11 protein-coding genes and 4 pseudogenes are annotated in these 16,187 nt (G+C 70.1%); 6 read left to right on the plus strand and 9 right to left on the minus strand.

What is annotated here, in order from left to right; genetic code table 11:
• Positions 1 to 71: 71 nt before the first annotated feature.
• Positions 72 to 1,625: a CehA/McbA family metallohydrolase domain-containing protein gene (locus tag BUE30_RS16495; RefSeq protein ID WP_073334095.1), complete on the plus strand. Its 1,554-nt coding sequence runs from the start codon at positions 72 to 74 to the stop codon at positions 1,623 to 1,625.
• 31 nt (positions 1,626 to 1,656) lie between these two features.
• On the opposite strand, the gene BUE30_RS16500 is transcribed toward BUE30_RS16495, so the two are convergent.
• From BUE30_RS16500 to BUE30_RS16525, 6 genes are all read right to left on the minus strand, one after another.
• Positions 1,657 to 3,480, minus strand: coding sequence for a sulfatase-like hydrolase/transferase (locus BUE30_RS16500; protein WP_073334097.1), 1,824 nt, complete (start codon positions 3,478 to 3,480; stop codon positions 1,657 to 1,659).
• Positions 3,477 to 5,534 carry a dipeptide ABC transporter ATP-binding protein gene (locus BUE30_RS16505; RefSeq protein ID WP_073334099.1) on the minus strand — a complete coding sequence of 686 codons (2,058 nt, stop codon included), beginning with the start codon at positions 5,532 to 5,534 and terminating at the stop codon, positions 3,477 to 3,479. Before BUE30_RS16505 ends, BUE30_RS16500 begins: the two co-directional genes overlap by 4 nt.
• Complete coding sequence (locus BUE30_RS16510; protein WP_073334102.1) at positions 5,534 to 6,418, minus strand: ABC transporter permease; 885 nt, start codon at positions 6,416 to 6,418, stop codon at positions 5,534 to 5,536. Before BUE30_RS16510 ends, BUE30_RS16505 begins: the two co-directional genes overlap by 1 nt.
• Positions 6,418 to 7,365, minus strand: coding sequence for an ABC transporter permease (locus BUE30_RS16515; RefSeq protein WP_073334104.1), 948 nt, complete (start codon positions 7,363 to 7,365; stop codon positions 6,418 to 6,420). The genes BUE30_RS16510 and BUE30_RS16515 overlap by 1 nt, the downstream gene beginning before the upstream one ends.
• Positions 7,365 to 8,912 (minus strand): ABC transporter substrate-binding protein, encoded by a 1,548-nt coding sequence (locus BUE30_RS16520; RefSeq protein WP_073334107.1) that lies wholly within the window; start codon positions 8,910 to 8,912, stop codon positions 7,365 to 7,367. The genes BUE30_RS16515 and BUE30_RS16520 overlap by 1 nt, the downstream gene beginning before the upstream one ends.
• Before the next feature lie 105 nt (positions 8,913 to 9,017).
• The gene (locus BUE30_RS16525) at positions 9,018 to 10,247 is read right to left on the minus strand and encodes an ROK family protein (protein ID WP_073334110.1); all 1,230 of its coding nucleotides are present in this window, start codon (positions 10,245 to 10,247) and stop codon (positions 9,018 to 9,020) included.
• 417 nt (positions 10,248 to 10,664) lie between these two features.
• Here BUE30_RS16525 and BUE30_RS18290 point away from each other — a divergent pair.
• The 5 genes and pseudogenes from BUE30_RS18290 to BUE30_RS18190 form a co-directional block, all read left to right on the plus strand.
• A pseudogene (locus tag BUE30_RS18290) lies at positions 10,665 to 11,405 on the plus strand (trimethylamine methyltransferase family protein); the annotation flags it as partial.
• Positions 11,406 to 11,514: 109 nt separating this feature from the next.
• Complete coding sequence (locus BUE30_RS18295; protein ID WP_425303937.1) at positions 11,515 to 12,138, plus strand: trimethylamine methyltransferase family protein; 624 nt, start codon at positions 11,515 to 11,517, stop codon at positions 12,136 to 12,138.
• A gap of 1 nt (position 12,139) precedes the next feature.
• Positions 12,140 to 13,054, plus strand: a complete 915-nt coding sequence (locus BUE30_RS16535; RefSeq protein ID WP_139300600.1) for an SDR family NAD(P)-dependent oxidoreductase — start codon at positions 12,140 to 12,142, stop codon at positions 13,052 to 13,054.
• Positions 12,942 to 13,379, plus strand: a pseudogene (locus BUE30_RS18185) (SDR family NAD(P)-dependent oxidoreductase); the annotation flags it as partial. The gene BUE30_RS16535 and the pseudogene BUE30_RS18185, both read left to right, overlap by 113 nt.
• A 118-nt stretch (positions 13,380 to 13,497) precedes the next feature.
• Positions 13,498 to 13,608, plus strand: a complete 111-nt coding sequence (locus tag BUE30_RS18190; RefSeq protein WP_280157237.1) for an SDR family oxidoreductase — start codon at positions 13,498 to 13,500, stop codon at positions 13,606 to 13,608.
• Here BUE30_RS18190 and BUE30_RS16545 read toward each other — a convergent pair whose 3' ends face one another.
• From BUE30_RS16545 to BUE30_RS16550, 3 genes and pseudogenes are all read right to left on the minus strand, one after another.
• Entirely contained in the window at positions 13,609 to 14,589 is a 981-nt protein-coding gene (locus BUE30_RS16545; RefSeq protein ID WP_342068332.1) for an NAD(P)/FAD-dependent oxidoreductase, read from the minus strand.
• 125 nt (positions 14,590 to 14,714) lie between these two features.
• A pseudogene (locus BUE30_RS18225) lies at positions 14,715 to 14,945 on the minus strand (FAD-dependent oxidoreductase); the annotation flags it as partial.
• Positions 14,942 to 16,090 (minus strand): annotated as a pseudogene (locus BUE30_RS16550) (aldehyde dehydrogenase family protein); the annotation flags it as partial. The pseudogenes BUE30_RS18225 and BUE30_RS16550, both read right to left, overlap by 4 nt.
• Positions 16,091 to 16,187 lie beyond the last annotated feature (97 nt).

Raw genomic sequence — 16,187 nt, forward strand, 5'->3', positions numbered from 1 at the left:
TCCTTCCCCGCAGCGGGACAACTTTGGCCGGCAGAGGGCGCCGCCCGGCGGCGCGGCGAAGGGGGGGGATCATGACATACAGGATGACGATCGCCGACGTGCCGCTGGCGGAGCGGCTCGGTGTTGTTCCTCTCCTCGGCGACATCCACAACCATTGCGACCTGTCCTACGGACACGGCCGCCTGGAGGACGCGCTGGCCCGCGCGGCGATCCAGCTGGACTTCGTGTCCGTCACGGGACACGCGCACTGGCCCGACATGCCGGTCGACGACCCCGAGGTGGCCCATATCGTGGCCTTTCACGTCGAGGGATTCGCGCGCCTCGCCGATCGCTGGCCCGGCCATTACGAGGCGCTCCGCGCGGCGGACCGCGCCGGTTTCACGGTCTTCCCCGGCTACGAGATCCATTCCGCCGGGCATGGTGACTACACCATCGTCTACCGCGACCTCGACGATGCGCCGATGCACCTCGCCGACAGCCCGGCGGAGCTGCGCGACTTGCTGGACCGCCATCTGCCGGGCCAGGCCTTCGCCTTTCCCCATCACATCGGCTATCGCCACGGCGCCCGCGGCATCAGCTGGAGCACCTTCGATCCCGCGCTCTCGCCGGTGGTCGAGATGATGTCGATGCATGGCTGCGCCGAGGAGAGCGATACGGCTCTGCCCTATCTGCATTCCATGGGGCCATCGGACGGGGCGGGGACGATGCGGCACGGACTGGCGCAGGGCCACGTCTTCGGCGTCGTCGGCAACACCGATCATCACAGCGCCTTTCCCGGATCCTACGGGCACGGACGGATGGTCGCCTATGCGCGGCGCCCCGGGCGCGAGGCGATCTGGGAGGCGATCACCGCGCGGCGAACCACGGCCCTGACGGGGGCGAACGTCCATCTCCTCGCCGCGATCGGGGACGAGATCCAGGGCGGGATCGTCGCCCCGGCCGCCGAGGCGTTCCTCGACATCGAGGCCGTCGCCGGCGGCCCGATCGACTCGATCGACGTGATCCGGAACGGCCGTCTGGTCCACCGTGTCACGCCCGCCCTGCAACCCGCGCCCGCGGCGCAGCCCGGCCGGACGATCCTCTTCCTGGAAATGGGGTGGGGCCCCCGGGGCCGCGCCCATCGCTGGGAGGGAGAGATCTCGGTGGATGGTGCACGCCTCCTCGGGGTCGAACCGCGCTTCCGGGGGCGGGTGGAACTTGCCCTGCCGGAGGAGGAGGGGCGGGACGATCCGGTTCCGAGGATCGAGACCGAAGGGGAAGCGGTCGGGTTCGATCTCCTCGCCCGCGGCAATCCGACGACGACGACCAGTGCGACGCAGGGGGTGGCCCTGCACCTCGACGCCGAGCCCGGGGGGCATGCCCGCCTCAGGCTCTGCGGGCGAGAGATCGACGTGTCCTTCGAGAGGCTGCGGGCCGGCGCGCTCTCCGGCAATCTCGGGCCGATCGACAGTCCGGCCTGGCGACTGCATCGCATGCCGGCAGCGGAGGAGCTGCGATGGAGCGGCCGCCTCCCGCTCGGGACGCTGGCGGAGGGCGAGACGGTCTATCTGCGGCTGCGCCAGTCCTGCGGGCAGATGGCGTGGACATCGCCGATCTTCTGCCGCGCGGCCCGGAGGTCGGGCTGATCCCGCCCGTCACGTGCGGGGGCGGAAGCGGTCACTCGACCGCCGGTGGATCCTCCGGCAGGATATGGGGAAATCCGGGCCCCAGCAGGTCGAACCGGAACAGCGCCATGTCGGGCGTGTAGGTACCGTCCAGCCGCCGCTCGAGATAGGCCGCCGCGCCGCGTACGTATTCGTCGGGATCGACGGCCAGCCGGCTGGCGAGGGACTGCGTGACCTGCGGCATCAACGGCAGGGAGGTCAGTGCCTCGATCGCGAGGAGGGTGTGGATCTTGTTGCCCGAAGCGCCCGCCGCCCCGGTCAGCCACCGGACCGCCGCCTCGGCCTCTCCGGCATGGCCCCATGCCTCGGCGAGGGCGATCCGCACGACGGGATCGGTCTCGGCCTCCAGTGCCGCCTCGATGTCGGCGGGCAGGGACGCACCGTCGATCGCCAGGATCAGCAGTCCCTGCGCCGCCCAGTAGCGCCGCGCCGCGCAATCCGAGCCGAGTGCCTTCACCAGGTCCGGCGCCGCTTCGGGATCCCGGCGGATCGCGAGCGCCGCGAGATCCATGAGATCCTTCAGCCGGGCCTCGGGCCAGTCCGCCGCCTCCGCCGACGCGCCGCTCCCCTCCGGCACGAGGCCGAGGTCGCGGGTGGCCAGCATGTGCCCGTCCAGCGCCCCGCGCATCCGTCGCAGCGTATCGGCATGCCCGCGATCCCCGGCGAGGTCGTTCACCGCGTCCGGATCGGCCTCCATGTCGTAGAGTTCCTCGGCCGGCTTGGGGCCCCAGAACCGGCCTTGCGCAGGCTCCAGCTCTCCGGCGAGGTGGGCGGCCTCGTAATCCTGGTAATGCGCGCCCAGCCAGGCAAAGGCGTAGTGCTGGCCCCAGGGGCGATGCGGGGCATAGTTGCGGATGTAGCGGTAACGCCGGCCCCGGGCGGTGCGCGTCAGGTCGTGCCGCTCGTCCATGCGGCCGCGGCCGGAAAAGGCGCAGGCGCGGGGTGCGGCGCCCGCCCCGAGGAACGGCTGGCCGTGGATGCCCCCCGGGGGCGGCGTTCCGACGATCGCGGCGAGGGTCGGCAGGATGTCGACCAGCGACACGGGATCACCGACATGGCTGCCGGGGGCCGACGGCAGCAGGTGGCGCCACCGCTCCGGCACGCGCACGATCAGCGGCACCCGCACGCCGTCGTCGTAGCAGAAGCGCTTCGAGCGGGGCAGGGGCGAGGCGTGGTCGGAATGGTAGAGGACGATGGTATCCTCGGCGAGGCCCGCCTCCTCCATCTCGCGCAGGCGCGCGCCGAGGGCGGCGTCCACCTGCGCGATGCGGTTGTAGTAGCGCGCGAGGCTCTGCCGCATGCCCGGCGTGTCCGGCAGGTGCGGCGGCAGGGTCACGTCCCCGGGCCGGACCTGTCCTTCCTGCGGGCGGAAGACGCAGGACTCGTGCGTCAGCATGGAGTTGAAGACGGCGAGGAAGGGCGCGCCCTGCGGCCGGTTCTTCCAGTGGGCGTCGGTGCCGCACGCGTCCCAGATCGCGGCCGGATCGACGTCGCAATTGTAGTCCGTCTTCTCGTTGTTCGTGCAGTAATAGCCCGCGTCCCGCATCATCTGCGGGTAGGTGACCGTTCCCGCGGGCAGGTGCGCGTCGGCGCGCATGTTCTCGGCCGGGGGCAGGCTCTCGGCGTGGCGGCCGGTCAGGATGGCGAAACGCGACGGTGCACAGACGGGCGAGGTGCTGCAGGCCGCGTCCCAGGTCACGCCTTCGGCCGCGAGCCGATCCAGATGGGGCGTCCGGGCCAGCGGATCGCCGTAGGCGCCGAGCCGTGGCGGGCAATCCTCGCTCACCAGCCAGAGGATGTTGGGAAGGTCGGTCACGTCGTGCTCTCCTCGGCCGGTCGGGTAACCTCGTCGCTGAAATGGCAGGCGGCGCGGTGGCGGCCCTCGCCGCGCAGCGCCGGATCGCTCTCGATGCAGATGCGGCGCTCGGGGTGGACCAGCGGTCCGATCGGGCAGCGCGTGCGGAACCGGCAGCCCGAGGGCGGATTGCGCGGGTCGGGCGGGTCGCCCCGCAGGACGGACTTGCGGGCCATCGCGCCGGGATCGGGCTCGGGCCGCGGAGTCGAGGACATGAGCGCGGCGGTGTAGGGGTGGCGCGGGCGGGCATAGACCTCCTCCGCCGGCCCCTCCTCGACGATCCGGCCGAGATACATGACCGCGACCCGGTCCGACAGGTGCCGGACGACGGCGAGATCGTGCGCGATGAAGAGCAGGGCGAGGTCCAGCCGGTCGCGCAGATCGGCGAGGATGTTGATCACCTGCGCCTGGATCGACACGTCGAGGGCCGAGACCGGCTCGTCGCAGATTAGCACCCGCGGCTCCACCGCCAGCGCCCGGGCGATTCCGATCCGCTGCCGCTGCCCGCCCGAGAAGGCACGGGGGTAGCGATCCAGATAACCGCGGTCGAGACCGACCATCTCCATCAGCCGAACGCATTCCGCCTCGCGCTCGCCCGCGGGCAGGCCCCGCTGCTCCAGCGCCTCGGACAGGATCTGGCGGATCGTCAGGCGGGGATTGAGCGAGGCGTAGGGATCCTGGAAGACATACTGCACCGTCTGCCGTACGTGGCGGGTGGCCGCGGCGTCGAACGCGGTCACGTCCTGTCCGTCCACGCGGATGCGGCCGTCCGAAAGGGGATTCACGCCGACGATGGCGCGCGAGACCGTCGTCTTGCCGCAGCCGGATTCGCCGACGAGGCCGATCGTCTCGCCGGGGAACAGCTGCAGCGACACGCCGTCGACGGCGTAGAAGGGCGGCTCGCGGCGCAGCAGCCGGCGGCGGGAGCCGAAATCGACGCGCAGGTCCTGGAGCTCGAGGATCGGGGCGGGGGACGGCCGGCGCGCCCGGGCCGCGTTCGCCTCGACCTCGCGCATCGGCTCCGGCGGCAGCCGTCCCTCGCGCTGCGCGACGTGGCAGGCGGCCTCGCTCTGCGGCCTGTCCGGGATCGGGGCCAAGGCCGGCACCGTCCGCCGGCAGACCTCCTCGGCGAGGCCGCATCGCGGATGGAAGGCGCAGCCCGGCGGAAGATGCGCGAGGTCCGGCGTCGCGCCGGGAATGGCCGGCAGTCGGGCGAGGCGGTCGCCGGCGACCTGCGGCATGGAGCGCAGGAGGGCGCGGGTATAGGGATGCTGCGGCGCCGCGAAGATGTCCCCCACCGCGCCGCGTTCCACCACGCGGCCGCCATACATGACGATGACGTCGTCGCAGAGCTCGGCCACGACGCCCATGTCGTGGGTGATCATCACAACGGTCACGCCCAGCCGCTCGCGCAGCTCTACCAGAAGGCGCAGCACCTGCGCCTGGATCGTCACGTCGAGCGCGGTCGTCGGCTCGTCGGCGATGATGAGCGGCGCGGAATTGGCCAGCGCGATGGCGATCACCACCCGTTGTCGCATGCCGCCGGAGAACTGGTGCGGATATTCGTCGATGCGGGTCTCGGGGTCGGGGATTCCCACCTGCCGCAGCAGATCCAGCGCGCGGCTCCGCGCGTCGCGGGCGGACATGCCGTGGACCGTCAGCGCCTCCTCGATCTGCCAGCCGATCGTCTTGACCGGGTTCAGCGCCGCCTGCGGGTCCTGGAACACCATGGCGAGGTCGCGCCCCCTCAGCCGGCGCAGTTGCGGCGCGTCGAGGCCGACGAGGTTCCTGTCGGCCAGACGGATCTCGCCTCCCGCGATGCGTCCCCCCTCGGGCAGCATGCCCATGACCGCCTTCGCCGTCATCGACTTGCCCGATCCGGATTCCCCGACGATCCCCAGGATGCGCCCGCGCGCGACATCGAAGGAGATCTCGTGCAGGACGCGCAGCGGCGCGCGGTCGGGGCCGAACTCGACCGTGAGATCGCGGACCGAGAGCAGGTCGTCCTTCGTCATCAGGCGCGCTTCGCCTTGAGGACGGCGGCGTTGAGGGCGTCGGCGATCAGGTTGAAGGCGAGGGCGAGGAGCAGCAGCATGATGATCGGTCCGGCGGTATACATGGGTTGGGCGTAGACGTAGCGGATGCCCACGTTGAGCAGCGTCCCCAGGGAGGGGGTCGGGGGCTGGATGCCGAGCCCGACGATGGACAGGGCGGCTTCGGCGAAGATCCCCGCAATCATCGACAGAGACGCCTGCACCAGCAGCGGATCGAGCGTGTTGGGCAGGATGTGGCGTGTCATGATCCTGCGTTTCGGCACGCCGAGGACACGCGCGGCGAGGACGTATTCGCGGTTCTGCTCGGTCAGCAAGGCGCCCCGGGCCAGCCGGCCGAACTGCGGCAGCGAGAAGACGAGGATGGTGATGGCGAGCGCCAGCCAGCCGGCGCCGATCGCGACGACGATGCAGATTCCCAGAACGAGGCTGGGAAAGCCGAGGATGATGTCGAAGATCCGCTGGCAGATTTCGCCCAGCCGGCGCGACACGGCGCCCGACAGGCCCATGAGGATGCCGAGGGCCATGGCGAAAGGCACCGCGACGAGGACGAGACTCAGCGATACGCGCAGCGCGTAGATGCAGCGCACGAAGATGTCCCGCCCGTATTCGTCCGTTCCGAACGGATGGGCGAATGTGGGGGGCTGGAAGTTGTCTCGGGTCTGCAGGTCGACTCCGCCGGGAAAGAGAACGGGCGCGAGGAGCGCGGCGAACATCATGACGAGGAGGAGTCCCCCGCCGATCATGCCCCGGGGGCTGCGGAATGCGCCGAGATAGCGGGCCATGCCCGCGCCGACGCGGAGTTTGCGGCCGGCAGGGTGGGGCGGGTGGGTGTCGTTCGCGCTCATCAGCCGTCCAGCCTTATGCGGGGATCGAGAGCGGCGAGCAGGATCTCGGACAGGAAGTGCACGAGCACCGCGATCACCACGGCGAAGAGGACGATGATCTGCACCACCTCGTAGTCGCGGGCGGAGATCGAGCTGACGGCAAGCATGCCGAGGCCCTGCCGTGCGAAGATCGCCTCGATCACCACCGCGCCCGCGAGGATCTCGCCGATGCGGATACCGGTCGCGATGACCGCGGTGCCGAGCGAGTTGCGCAGGACGTGGCTGAGGAGGATGCGGCGGGGCGGAACGCCCTTCGCCGTCGCCAGATCGACGAACTCCTCCTGCCGGACCTGCGCCATCCGCGCGTCGACGAGGCGCGCGATCATGGCGGCCTGCGGCAGCGCCAGCGCGAAGGCCGGCATGATGAGGTAGGACAGACCGCGCATCGGATCGTCGAGGATCGAGACCTCGCCCGTGATCGGAATCAGTCGCCACGTGATGCCGAAGACCAGGATCAGGATGAGCCCGGTGACATGAGGGGGTGTCGCCAGCAGCACGCTGATCGCCCCGTCGAGCAGGGCGCGCGGCGCCCCCTTGCGGGTGATCCCGGCGAGGATGCCGAGGCCGAGGCCCATCACGATCATCAGGATCGTCGCCGCCCCGGCCAGCTCCAGCGTGCTGCCGAGGCGCGCTCCGATCAGCTGCGCGACGGGACGGTTCGAGATCAGCGACGTCCCGAGGTCGCCGCTCGCGACGCTGCCGGCCCAGTCGACGAACTGCACCGCGAGCGGTCGGTCGAGGCCCATCTGCTCGCGGATCGCCTGCACCTGCTCGGCCGTCGCGTCGGACCCGGCGACGACCTGCGCCGGGTCGCCTCCCCCCAGCCGGGGCAGGAGGAAGGCGATCACCGCGGTCACGACCAGCATCAGGACCACCGACGGCAGCCTCCTCGCCAGGAAGTGCAGCATCAGCCGAGCCAGGCCTGGCCGAGCTGCAGATAGCCCACGTTGTAGAATTCGAGGCCGTGGACCTGCGGCGTCTTGAGGTGCAGCGGCGTCGTCTTGACGAGGACATGGCTGAACGCCTCGTCCAGCATGAACTCCGCCAGCTCGCCGAGGGCGGCGGCATAGGCCTCCTCGTCCTGCGCCGCCTGCAGCGCGTCCTTCAGCGCGCGGTATTCGGGCGGATCGAACTTCGAGGGGTTGTTCGGCCGCAGCGCCGGCAGCGCGTCGACCAGCGTCGCGGCCGAGAAGCCCTGAAGACCGTGGATCTGCATGAAGACGGGGCCGAGCTCGCCCGCCGTCTGGCCCTGGTCGAAGGCCGCGGTCTCCAGCACCTGCCCGACCGGGTTCAGCCCGACGTCGCGCAGGTTGTTCTGGACGATCTCGTAGACCGCCGGCACGGCGCCGAAGCCGATCACCTGCATCGGCACGTCGGCCCCCTCGGCGCCCGCCTCGGCGATCAGCTCGCGCGCGCGGTCGGGGTCGTAGGAATAATGGTGATTGATCTCGTCGGTGGAGCCGGGCTCGTTCGTGCGCCACCAGACGTCCGCAGTCTCGCCCGCGCCGTCGAAGACCTGGTCGATGATCCGCTCGCGGTCGATGGCGTAGCCGATCGCCTGCCGCAGCGCCTTGTTGTCGAACGGCGCGGCGGTGACGTCGATGCCGAGCGGGTAGAACGTGCCACCCGCACCCTCGAACACCTCGACGCTCGGATCGCCCTGGAACATGATCTGATCCCGCGGCGTGAGGTTCAGCACGAGATCCACCTGTCCGCGTATCGCGTTCGCCATCGCGGTCGGGTCGTTGATGACGTTCAGCTCGACGGCGTCGAGATAGGGGCCCTCCCCCCAGTACTCCTCGTTCGCGACCATGCGGACGGACGCGCCCGGCACCCATTCCTCGAACCGGAACGGGCCGGTGCCAATGACCTCGCTTCCGTCCTGCAGGCCGGCGAAGGTCTCCTGGTCGACGATCACGGCGAGCTGGAACACGTCGAAGACGCGCGGGGCCACCGGCGAGTCCGAGGTGATGGTGACCTCGTGCTCGCCCGTTGCCTCGATCGAGGTCCATTGCTCGACAAGGGGGCGCATCTGCGAGGCGTTCTCGGGCACCTTCATCTGCTCCAGCGTGAAGACCACGTCCTCCGCCGTCAGCGGCCGGCCGGAATGGAAGGTCACGTCGTCGCGGATGGTGACGGTGAAGGTCAGGCCGTCCTCACTGGAGCTCCAGTCGGTGGCGAGGATGCCCTTGGGCTGGCCGGTCTCGGAATCGAGCACGGTCAACGTGTCGAAGACGTTGTGGCGGAAGGCGTCGTTGCCGCCCCGGCCGGCGAGGATCGCCTGCGGCTGGATGTCGGCGGTCATCGCGATGCGCAGCGTGCCGCCCTCCTGCGGCGTCTCTTGCGCCCAGAGGGCGCCAGGCCCCGCGGCCACAAGCCCTGCCAGACCCGCACCCGATTTCAGCAGCGACCGGCGGCTCAGTCCGGGACCGCTCGTTCTCTCCCTCGTCCTCATCACACCCTCTCCTCCCTCGGGGTTATTGATAAAGTAGCTTGATCGTATTGGCCGAGCATGGATGCGTCAATTGTCTTGCCATGACCCGGAGGTGCGGGAGCCGGATCAGGCCATCACGCGACGGGCCGCGAGCATCGCCGGAAAGTCCGGATTGTTCGCCGATCCGAGGATGCCGACCGCGGCCCCGACGGGAATGGCGGACGCTCCCGCCCGCGCCCTGAAGATCCGCGGCAGGCGTCGCCGTGGATCGCCCTCGCGCATGACGACCGAATCCGCCAGGGGCAGAGACTGCGCGATCAGAAGGTCGATGAGCCGATCAGGGAGAAACCCGCTGATCGCGATTCCGTCGGGCCAGATGGCTGCTTCGATGAAGTTCACGAGAAACCTCATGATCGGCGCCGCCTCTTCCAGCCACGGCCGGAAGTCCTGCGGACGCTGGTCGATCCGGCGGTCCAGCTCCGCCTCGATGTCGCCCTGGGGCAGATGAAGATCGAGGGCGCGCCGCACGGCGGACGCCGAGAGCGTGGCATTCACCGTCCGGCCGTCGAGGATGATATGGCCTATCTCGCCGCCATGCGGCCACACGTCCCGGCTCAGGGAGCCGCGGTTCACGAACGAGGCGCCCAGCCCGAACCCCGCCTGGACACTGACGAACCGTGCATCGGCAGGCAGCCGCTGCGCCTCGATCAGCGCGGCGGCCTGGGGGTTGTTCAGGATCATCACCGGCAGGCCGGTATCGGCCCCGATCCGCTCTCGGATCTGGCGGATGCCGATCGTCTCGAAGAAGCTCCGGAACCAGAGGGCATCCGCCGGATCGAACGCGCCGACCTCGTGCGGGGGGATGGTCGGTAGCTCGATCGGAAGCGGGCCGGACAGCCCGATCCCCCAGATGTCCTTGTCGCGATGCCGCGCGAGGACGCTGCCGATCGCCTCGACCAGGGCAGCGAGATAGCCGTCCACCGCGCCGCCGGGAGAGGATATCGGAACGGACCCCTGATCGACCACGCCGAACGACAGATCGACGAGCGCGTAGAGGCAGGCGTTCCACCGGAACTGGATGCCGAGCGCGTAGCCCCGCCGGGCCACGATCCTCAGGTCCCGATGGGGATTCCCGCGCCCCCTCTCGTTGCGGCGGGGCAGCTCCTCGATCAGGCCCATGTCGAGCAGTTCCTGCGCGATGTTGGTCATCGACTGCAGGCTGAAGGGCATGTCCGCGCCGATCTCCTTGCGCGACCGGTTCGGGTGCCGCCGGATGGCCTCGAAGACGATCGCCAGGTTGCGCAGCCTTGGCTCGACGGAGGCGATGTCGCCTGTGATCCTGATCGCATCTCTCATGCCCGCAAACTAACTCCCCGGCCAGTATCCGATCAATGCTCTGGATCGAAAATCGGTGTTGCGGGCGAATCCGAAGCGGTCCGCCGCTGCCTTGGCCAGCTCGGGCATCGCGTCGGCCAGCCTGGCATGACGCGGCTCGGCCGGTAGCCCCGCCGGTTTCTTCGAGTTCACTCCCACTGCCGGAATCCGACCGGCAGGCCGCCGTAGGCCGGGAATTTCCGGATGTCCCGGGCAGGCAGGTCGTTTTCCTCCGGTCCCGGTTCGTTCGGCGCAGCGTGCCGCCCCGGCCCGTCCCCCACCCTTGGTGACCGATATCCACTCGCGGAACGCATCATGGACAGCATCACGACACTTGCCCGTCGCCGCACCGGGGGCCGTGCCGCCCGGCGCCTTCTGAGGGAGGCGGGGACATACGGCATGCTGCCGACGCTCGCCCGCGGCATTCCCGATTGCGAGGTGATGTCGCCCGAGCAGGTGGAGCGGATCGACGCGGCCTCGCTGGAGATACTGGAAGAGGTCGGCGTGGTTTTCCGCGATCCGCTCGCTTTGGCCGACTGGAAGGCGGCCGGCGCTGACGTGCGTGGAGAGCGGGTGCATCTGGACCGCGGACTGGTACGGGAGCTGATGGCGACGATCCCGTCCGAGATTGCCTACCGGGCCCGCAACCGCGCGAACGACGTGGCCCTCGGCGGACGGCGCTCGATCTTCGTGCCGATGACGGGGGCGCCCTACCTGCGCGATCTCGACAACGTCCGGCGCAATCCCACGCTCGCCGACCTCGCGATGTTCCACAAGCTCGCTCACATGTCGCCCGCGCTCCATTCCAGCGCGCACCACATCGTGGAGCCCTACGACCACCCGATCAGCCAGCGGCACCTGCGCATCACCTATTCGTCGATGAAGCACTCCGACAAGACGTTCATGGGCATGACGACCAGCCCGAGGAACGCCGAGGACGTCATGGAGATGTGTGCGATCCTCTTCGGCGCGGACGTGATGGAGGAGCATTCCGTCGTCACCGGGAACTGCAACGGCAACTCGCCGCTGGTCTGGGACGAGACGATGCTCGGTGCGATACGGGCCTTCTGCCGACGGAATCAGCCTGTGCTCTGCTCGCCCTTCGTCCTCGGCGGGGCGAACACGCCGGCTTCCGTCGTCCCCACGGTGGCGCAGCTCAACGCCGAGGCGCTGAGCGCATTGGCCTATACGCAGGTGATCCCGGAAGGGCTGTCCCGCGATCTACGGCCACTACCTGTCGACCGTCAGCATGAAGTCCGGCGCGCCGATGGCGGGCACGCCCGGGATCAGCCTCATGAACTTCATGATCGGCCAGATGGCGCGGTTCTACGGCGTGCCCTGGCGCACATCGAGCAATCTCGGCGGGGCAAAGACCTTCGATGCCCAGGCCGGCTACGAGAGCGCGACGACGCTGTCGGCGACCCTCCACGCAGGGGCCAACTACATCTGGCATTCGGCGGGCTGGAACGAGGCGGGGATGCACTGCTCGGTCGCCAAGTTCGTGGTCGATGCCGAACAATGCGCGATGGCCCACCGCATGGCGGAGGGGCCCCGCTGGGACGATTTCGACGAGGGGCTGGCGGCGATCCGCGACATCGGGCCGGGCGGGCATTACCTCGGCCACGATCACACACAGGCAAACTTCCAGCGCGCCTTCTTCATGCCCGAGCTCTTCGACAACACCTCGATCGAGCAATGGGCGGCCGAGGGCGAGGTCGAGATCACCGAGCGCGCGCTTGCCCGCGCGCGCAAGCTGCTGAACGACTACGAGGAGCCGAAGCTGGACGAAGGGGTGGACGAGGCGCTCCGCGACTACATCGACCGGCGCGAGCGGGAGATTCCGGCCGCGGACGCCCTGAATCAGGAGTACTAGAATGCGCTTTGCCGGCCGATGCGCGCTCGTGACCGGGGCGGCGGGGGGCATCGGCGCCGCCATCGTGGCCCTGCTGTGGGCGGAAGGGGCCGCGGTCGCGGCGACCGATCGCGACACGCGCGGGATCACGGCCGAGGCGCTGCTGCCCGGCGACCTGCGCGATCGCGCGTTCTGCGATGCCCTTCCGGGGGCGGCGCGGGAGGCGCTCGGCACGCTCGACATCGTCGTCAACAACGCCGGCGCCATCACGCGCGGGCCTGTCACGCGGACGGGTGACGACGACTTCGCCCTGTCGATGGCCGTCAACGTCGAGGCGCCGTTCCGGATCTGTCGCGCCGCGATCCCGCTTATTGCCGCGGACGGGGGCGGGGCCATCGTCAACATCGCCTCCTGCTGGGGGCTGCGGCCGGGACCGAACCACGCCCTCTACTGCGCGACGAAGGCCGCTCTCGCCTCTCTCACCCAATGCATGGGTCTCGACCATGCGGGGGAGGGCGCTCGTGTCAACGCCGTCTGCCCGAACGAGGTGAACACGCCGATGCTGCGCTCCGGCTTCGCCCGGCGGGGGCTGGACCCGGACACCGCCGTGGCCGATCTGGGCCGCACGGTTCCGCTCGGCCGGATCGCCGAGCCGGAGGACATCGCCGAGGTGGCCCTATTCCTGGCATCCGACGCGGCGCGCTACGACACGGGGGCACTCTACGAGGTGACGGAGGGAAACCGGTCGGATGAGGATGTTCGAGGGAAAGGTCGCGCTCGTCACCGGCGGGCGGTCGGGGATGGGGCAGGCCATCGCGCGGCACCTGACCGGGGAGGGGGCGCGGGTCTTCACCGCGCAGCGCGGTCCCGACGCGGCGTTCGAGGGGATCGCGGTCGACCTGGCCGATCCGGCGGGGGCGGACCATGCGATGTCTGAGGTGGGGGCACGGGCCGGGCGGCTCGACGTGCTGGTCAACAATGCCGGGATGATGCGCGAGGCCGGGGTCGAGGAGACGTCGCTCGAGGACTGGCAGCGCACGCTGTCGGTGAACCTCACGGCGCCCTTCCTGATGATCCGTGCCGCGCTCCCGCTTCTGAGGGAAAGCCGCGGCGCCATCGTCAATATCGGCTCGATCGAGGGGGAGGCGTGCAATCCGCTCCATGCCGCCTATGCGGCGTCGAAGGCGGGGCTGCACGGGCTGACCCGGGCCATCGCCGTGGACCACGGCGGCGAAGGCATCCGCTGCAATGCGGTCGCGCCCGGCTGGATCGACACGGACCTGAATGCGGAGATGATCGCGGCGCGTCCGGATGCCGCCGCGTTCCCGGGAAGGGCTGGGGCGCATCCATCCCCTTGGCCGGACCGGCCGACCGGAGGAGGTGGCGGCCCTGGTCGCGTGGCTCGCCTCGGATGCGGCGGCTTTCGTGACCGGGCAGGTCTGGCGCGTCGATGGCGGCCGGATGTCCCGGCTCAGCCTGCCGGGCGACTGATCATTCGGCGCCGGCGCGCCATTCCTTCCAGCGCAGCACGGCATTGGCCCCCATCGTGCCGAAGGGCGCGGGGGGAAGGGGGCGGGGGCGGGCCCCCGCCGCGAAATGGCGGGTGAGGTCCGAGGCATGCCCCGTCGCCATCTCCGCCGCCGCAATGCCGGTGAGCGTGCCGCGCGTTGTGCCGAGGCCGTTCTGGACGCATCCGGAGAAGATGCCTTCGTCGATCTGCCGCGCCACGGCGACGCCGTTCAGCGTGAGGCACAGATGCCCCGCCCAGGAATGCTCGAAGGGCAGGCCGGCCAGCGCGGGAAAGCGCTGGTCGAACTTGCGAGGCTGGATCGCCGTGGCGCGAGCGAGGTCGGAGGCGCCGACCTTCATCCCCGGGCGGACCACGGCCGCGGTCCGCGTGACGAGGCGATGACCCCCCTGGCCGGGCCCGATCCGGCGCATCGTGGTACCCATCGGGTCGGACGGCGTGATGCCCCATTTCTCGTGACCGCCAAGCCGGGCGCGGGCATCCCCGTCCAGCTCCCCGGTCATCGAGGCGAAGAGGAAGACCTGCATGAGCCGCCCCCGTTCCACGCCGAAGCTTTCGAGGTGGCCGTTCACCGTCAGGAGGATGCGGGGCGTGGTGACGCAGCCCGCGGCGGTGCGGACCTGCCAGTCCGTCCCCCGCCGGTCGAACCCCGTCACGGCGGAGTCCTCGTGCAGCCGCACCTGCCGGGCCAGTCCCGCCGCGAGGCCCCGGACGAAGCCGGCGGGCTGCAGCATCACGGTGCCCGGCGTGTAGAGGCCGGACCGGTAATGCGGCGAGCCCGTCACCTCGCGCATCGCGCGGGCATCCAGCGCCTCGGACGCCTCGCCCGGCGAGGCGATGTGGGCGGCGTAGCTGGCGTTGTGCGCCTCCGCCGCCGCGCTGGCCGCGCCGTTGATCTTGCCCGCCGGATCGAAGAACTCCGCCGGGATGCCGTATTCCTCCACCGCCTCAGCAGCAAAGCGATGGCGTGCCGGTTGCGGGCGATCACGGCGCGGTCGTCGCCCGCGCCTTCGTAATCGTCGCTGGTCAGCTCGTGCGGCAGGTTGATCATGAAGCCCGAATTGCGCCCCGCCGCGCCTTCCGCGATGCTGCCCGCTTCCAGCACCACGATCCGCAAACCGGGATCGAGCTGAAGCAGCCGTCGCGCGGCCGCAAGACCGGCAAAGCCCGCGCCGATGACGACGGCGTCAGCGGTCGCGGTCCCCTCGAGCGGCGGGTAGGCCGGACCGGGGCCGAGGATCTCCGCCCAAGCGGCCGACCCGGAATGGGAGGGCAGGCGCCGGGCCGTATAGGCTGTCACGCGACCCCCTCGTCCCGGTCGTCGGCGAGGTCGATCCAGATCGTCTTGAGCACGGTATATTGGTCGTGCGCGTCGATCCCATTGTCGCGCCCGCCGAAGCCGGACCGCTTGTGGCCGCCGAAGGGCGTCGTGATGTCGCCCTCGCCGAAGCTGTTCACCGTGACCGTCCCCGCCCGCAGCATCCGCGCGCCCCGGATCGCGCGCTTCACGTTGGCCGTGAAGAGCGACGCGCAGAGCCCGTATTCGGTATCGTTGGCGAGCCGGATCGCCTCGTCGAAGCTGTCCATCGTCAGAACGGCGAGGACGGGACCGAACACCTCCTCCCGCGCCAGCGGATCGTCCGGGGCGACCTCGATCACCGTGGGCTCCACGAAACCGTCCTTTGCGGACCCGCCGGTCTGCGGCTTTCCCGCACGCTGCAGATAGCCCGCGACCTTCTCGAAATGCCGGGAGGAGACCAGCGCGCCGATCCGCGTCTCGGGGTTGAGCGGATCGCCCATCGGCCAGTCGCGCAGATGTGCCTCGATGCGGGCCAGCAGGTCGTCCTTCACCGCCCGGTGGACGATCAGGCGCGAGGTGGCCGAGCAGTTCTCGCCCATGTTCCAGTAGGCGCCCTGCACGATATGGGCGGCGACGCGGTCCAGGTTCTCGGCATCGCCCATGACGATGGCGGGGTTCTTGCCCCCCATCTCGAGCGTCACTTCCTTGGCGTTCGAGTCAGCCGCGTAGCCGAGGAAGCGCGTGCCCGTGGCGGTCGATCCGGTGAAGCTGACCGCGTCGATGTCCATGTGCCGCCCGATCGCCTCGCCCGCCTCCACCCCGCCGGGCAGGACGTTCAGCACCCCGCGCGGCAACCCCGCCTCCATCGCAAGCTCCGCCAGACGGAGCGCGGTCAGCGGTGTCTCGGCCGCGGGCTTCATCACGACGGAGCAGCCGGCGGCGAGGGCCGGGCCGATCTTCCAGGCCAGCATGAGAAGGGGGAAGTTCCACGGCAGGACGAGGCCCACGACGCCGACAGGCTCGCGCACAACCAGGGCAATGTGATCGTCCGAGGCGGGAGAGACGCGGTCGTAGATCTTGTCGATGAGTTCGGCATGCCAGAGCAGCGCGTTCATCGTCTCGGGCAGGTCGACCGTCTCGCAATCGTCGGAGAAGGCGCTCGCCCATGCCCGCGCCGGCATGCACAAGGCCGAGCTGCTTGCCGAGCACCGCCACGTCCTCGGCCTGCGCGACATCAACGTC

Origin of the sequence: Wenxinia saemankumensis (assembly GCF_900141735.1) — a bacterium.
Lineage (GTDB): Bacteria > Pseudomonadota > Alphaproteobacteria > Rhodobacterales > Rhodobacteraceae > Wenxinia > Wenxinia saemankumensis.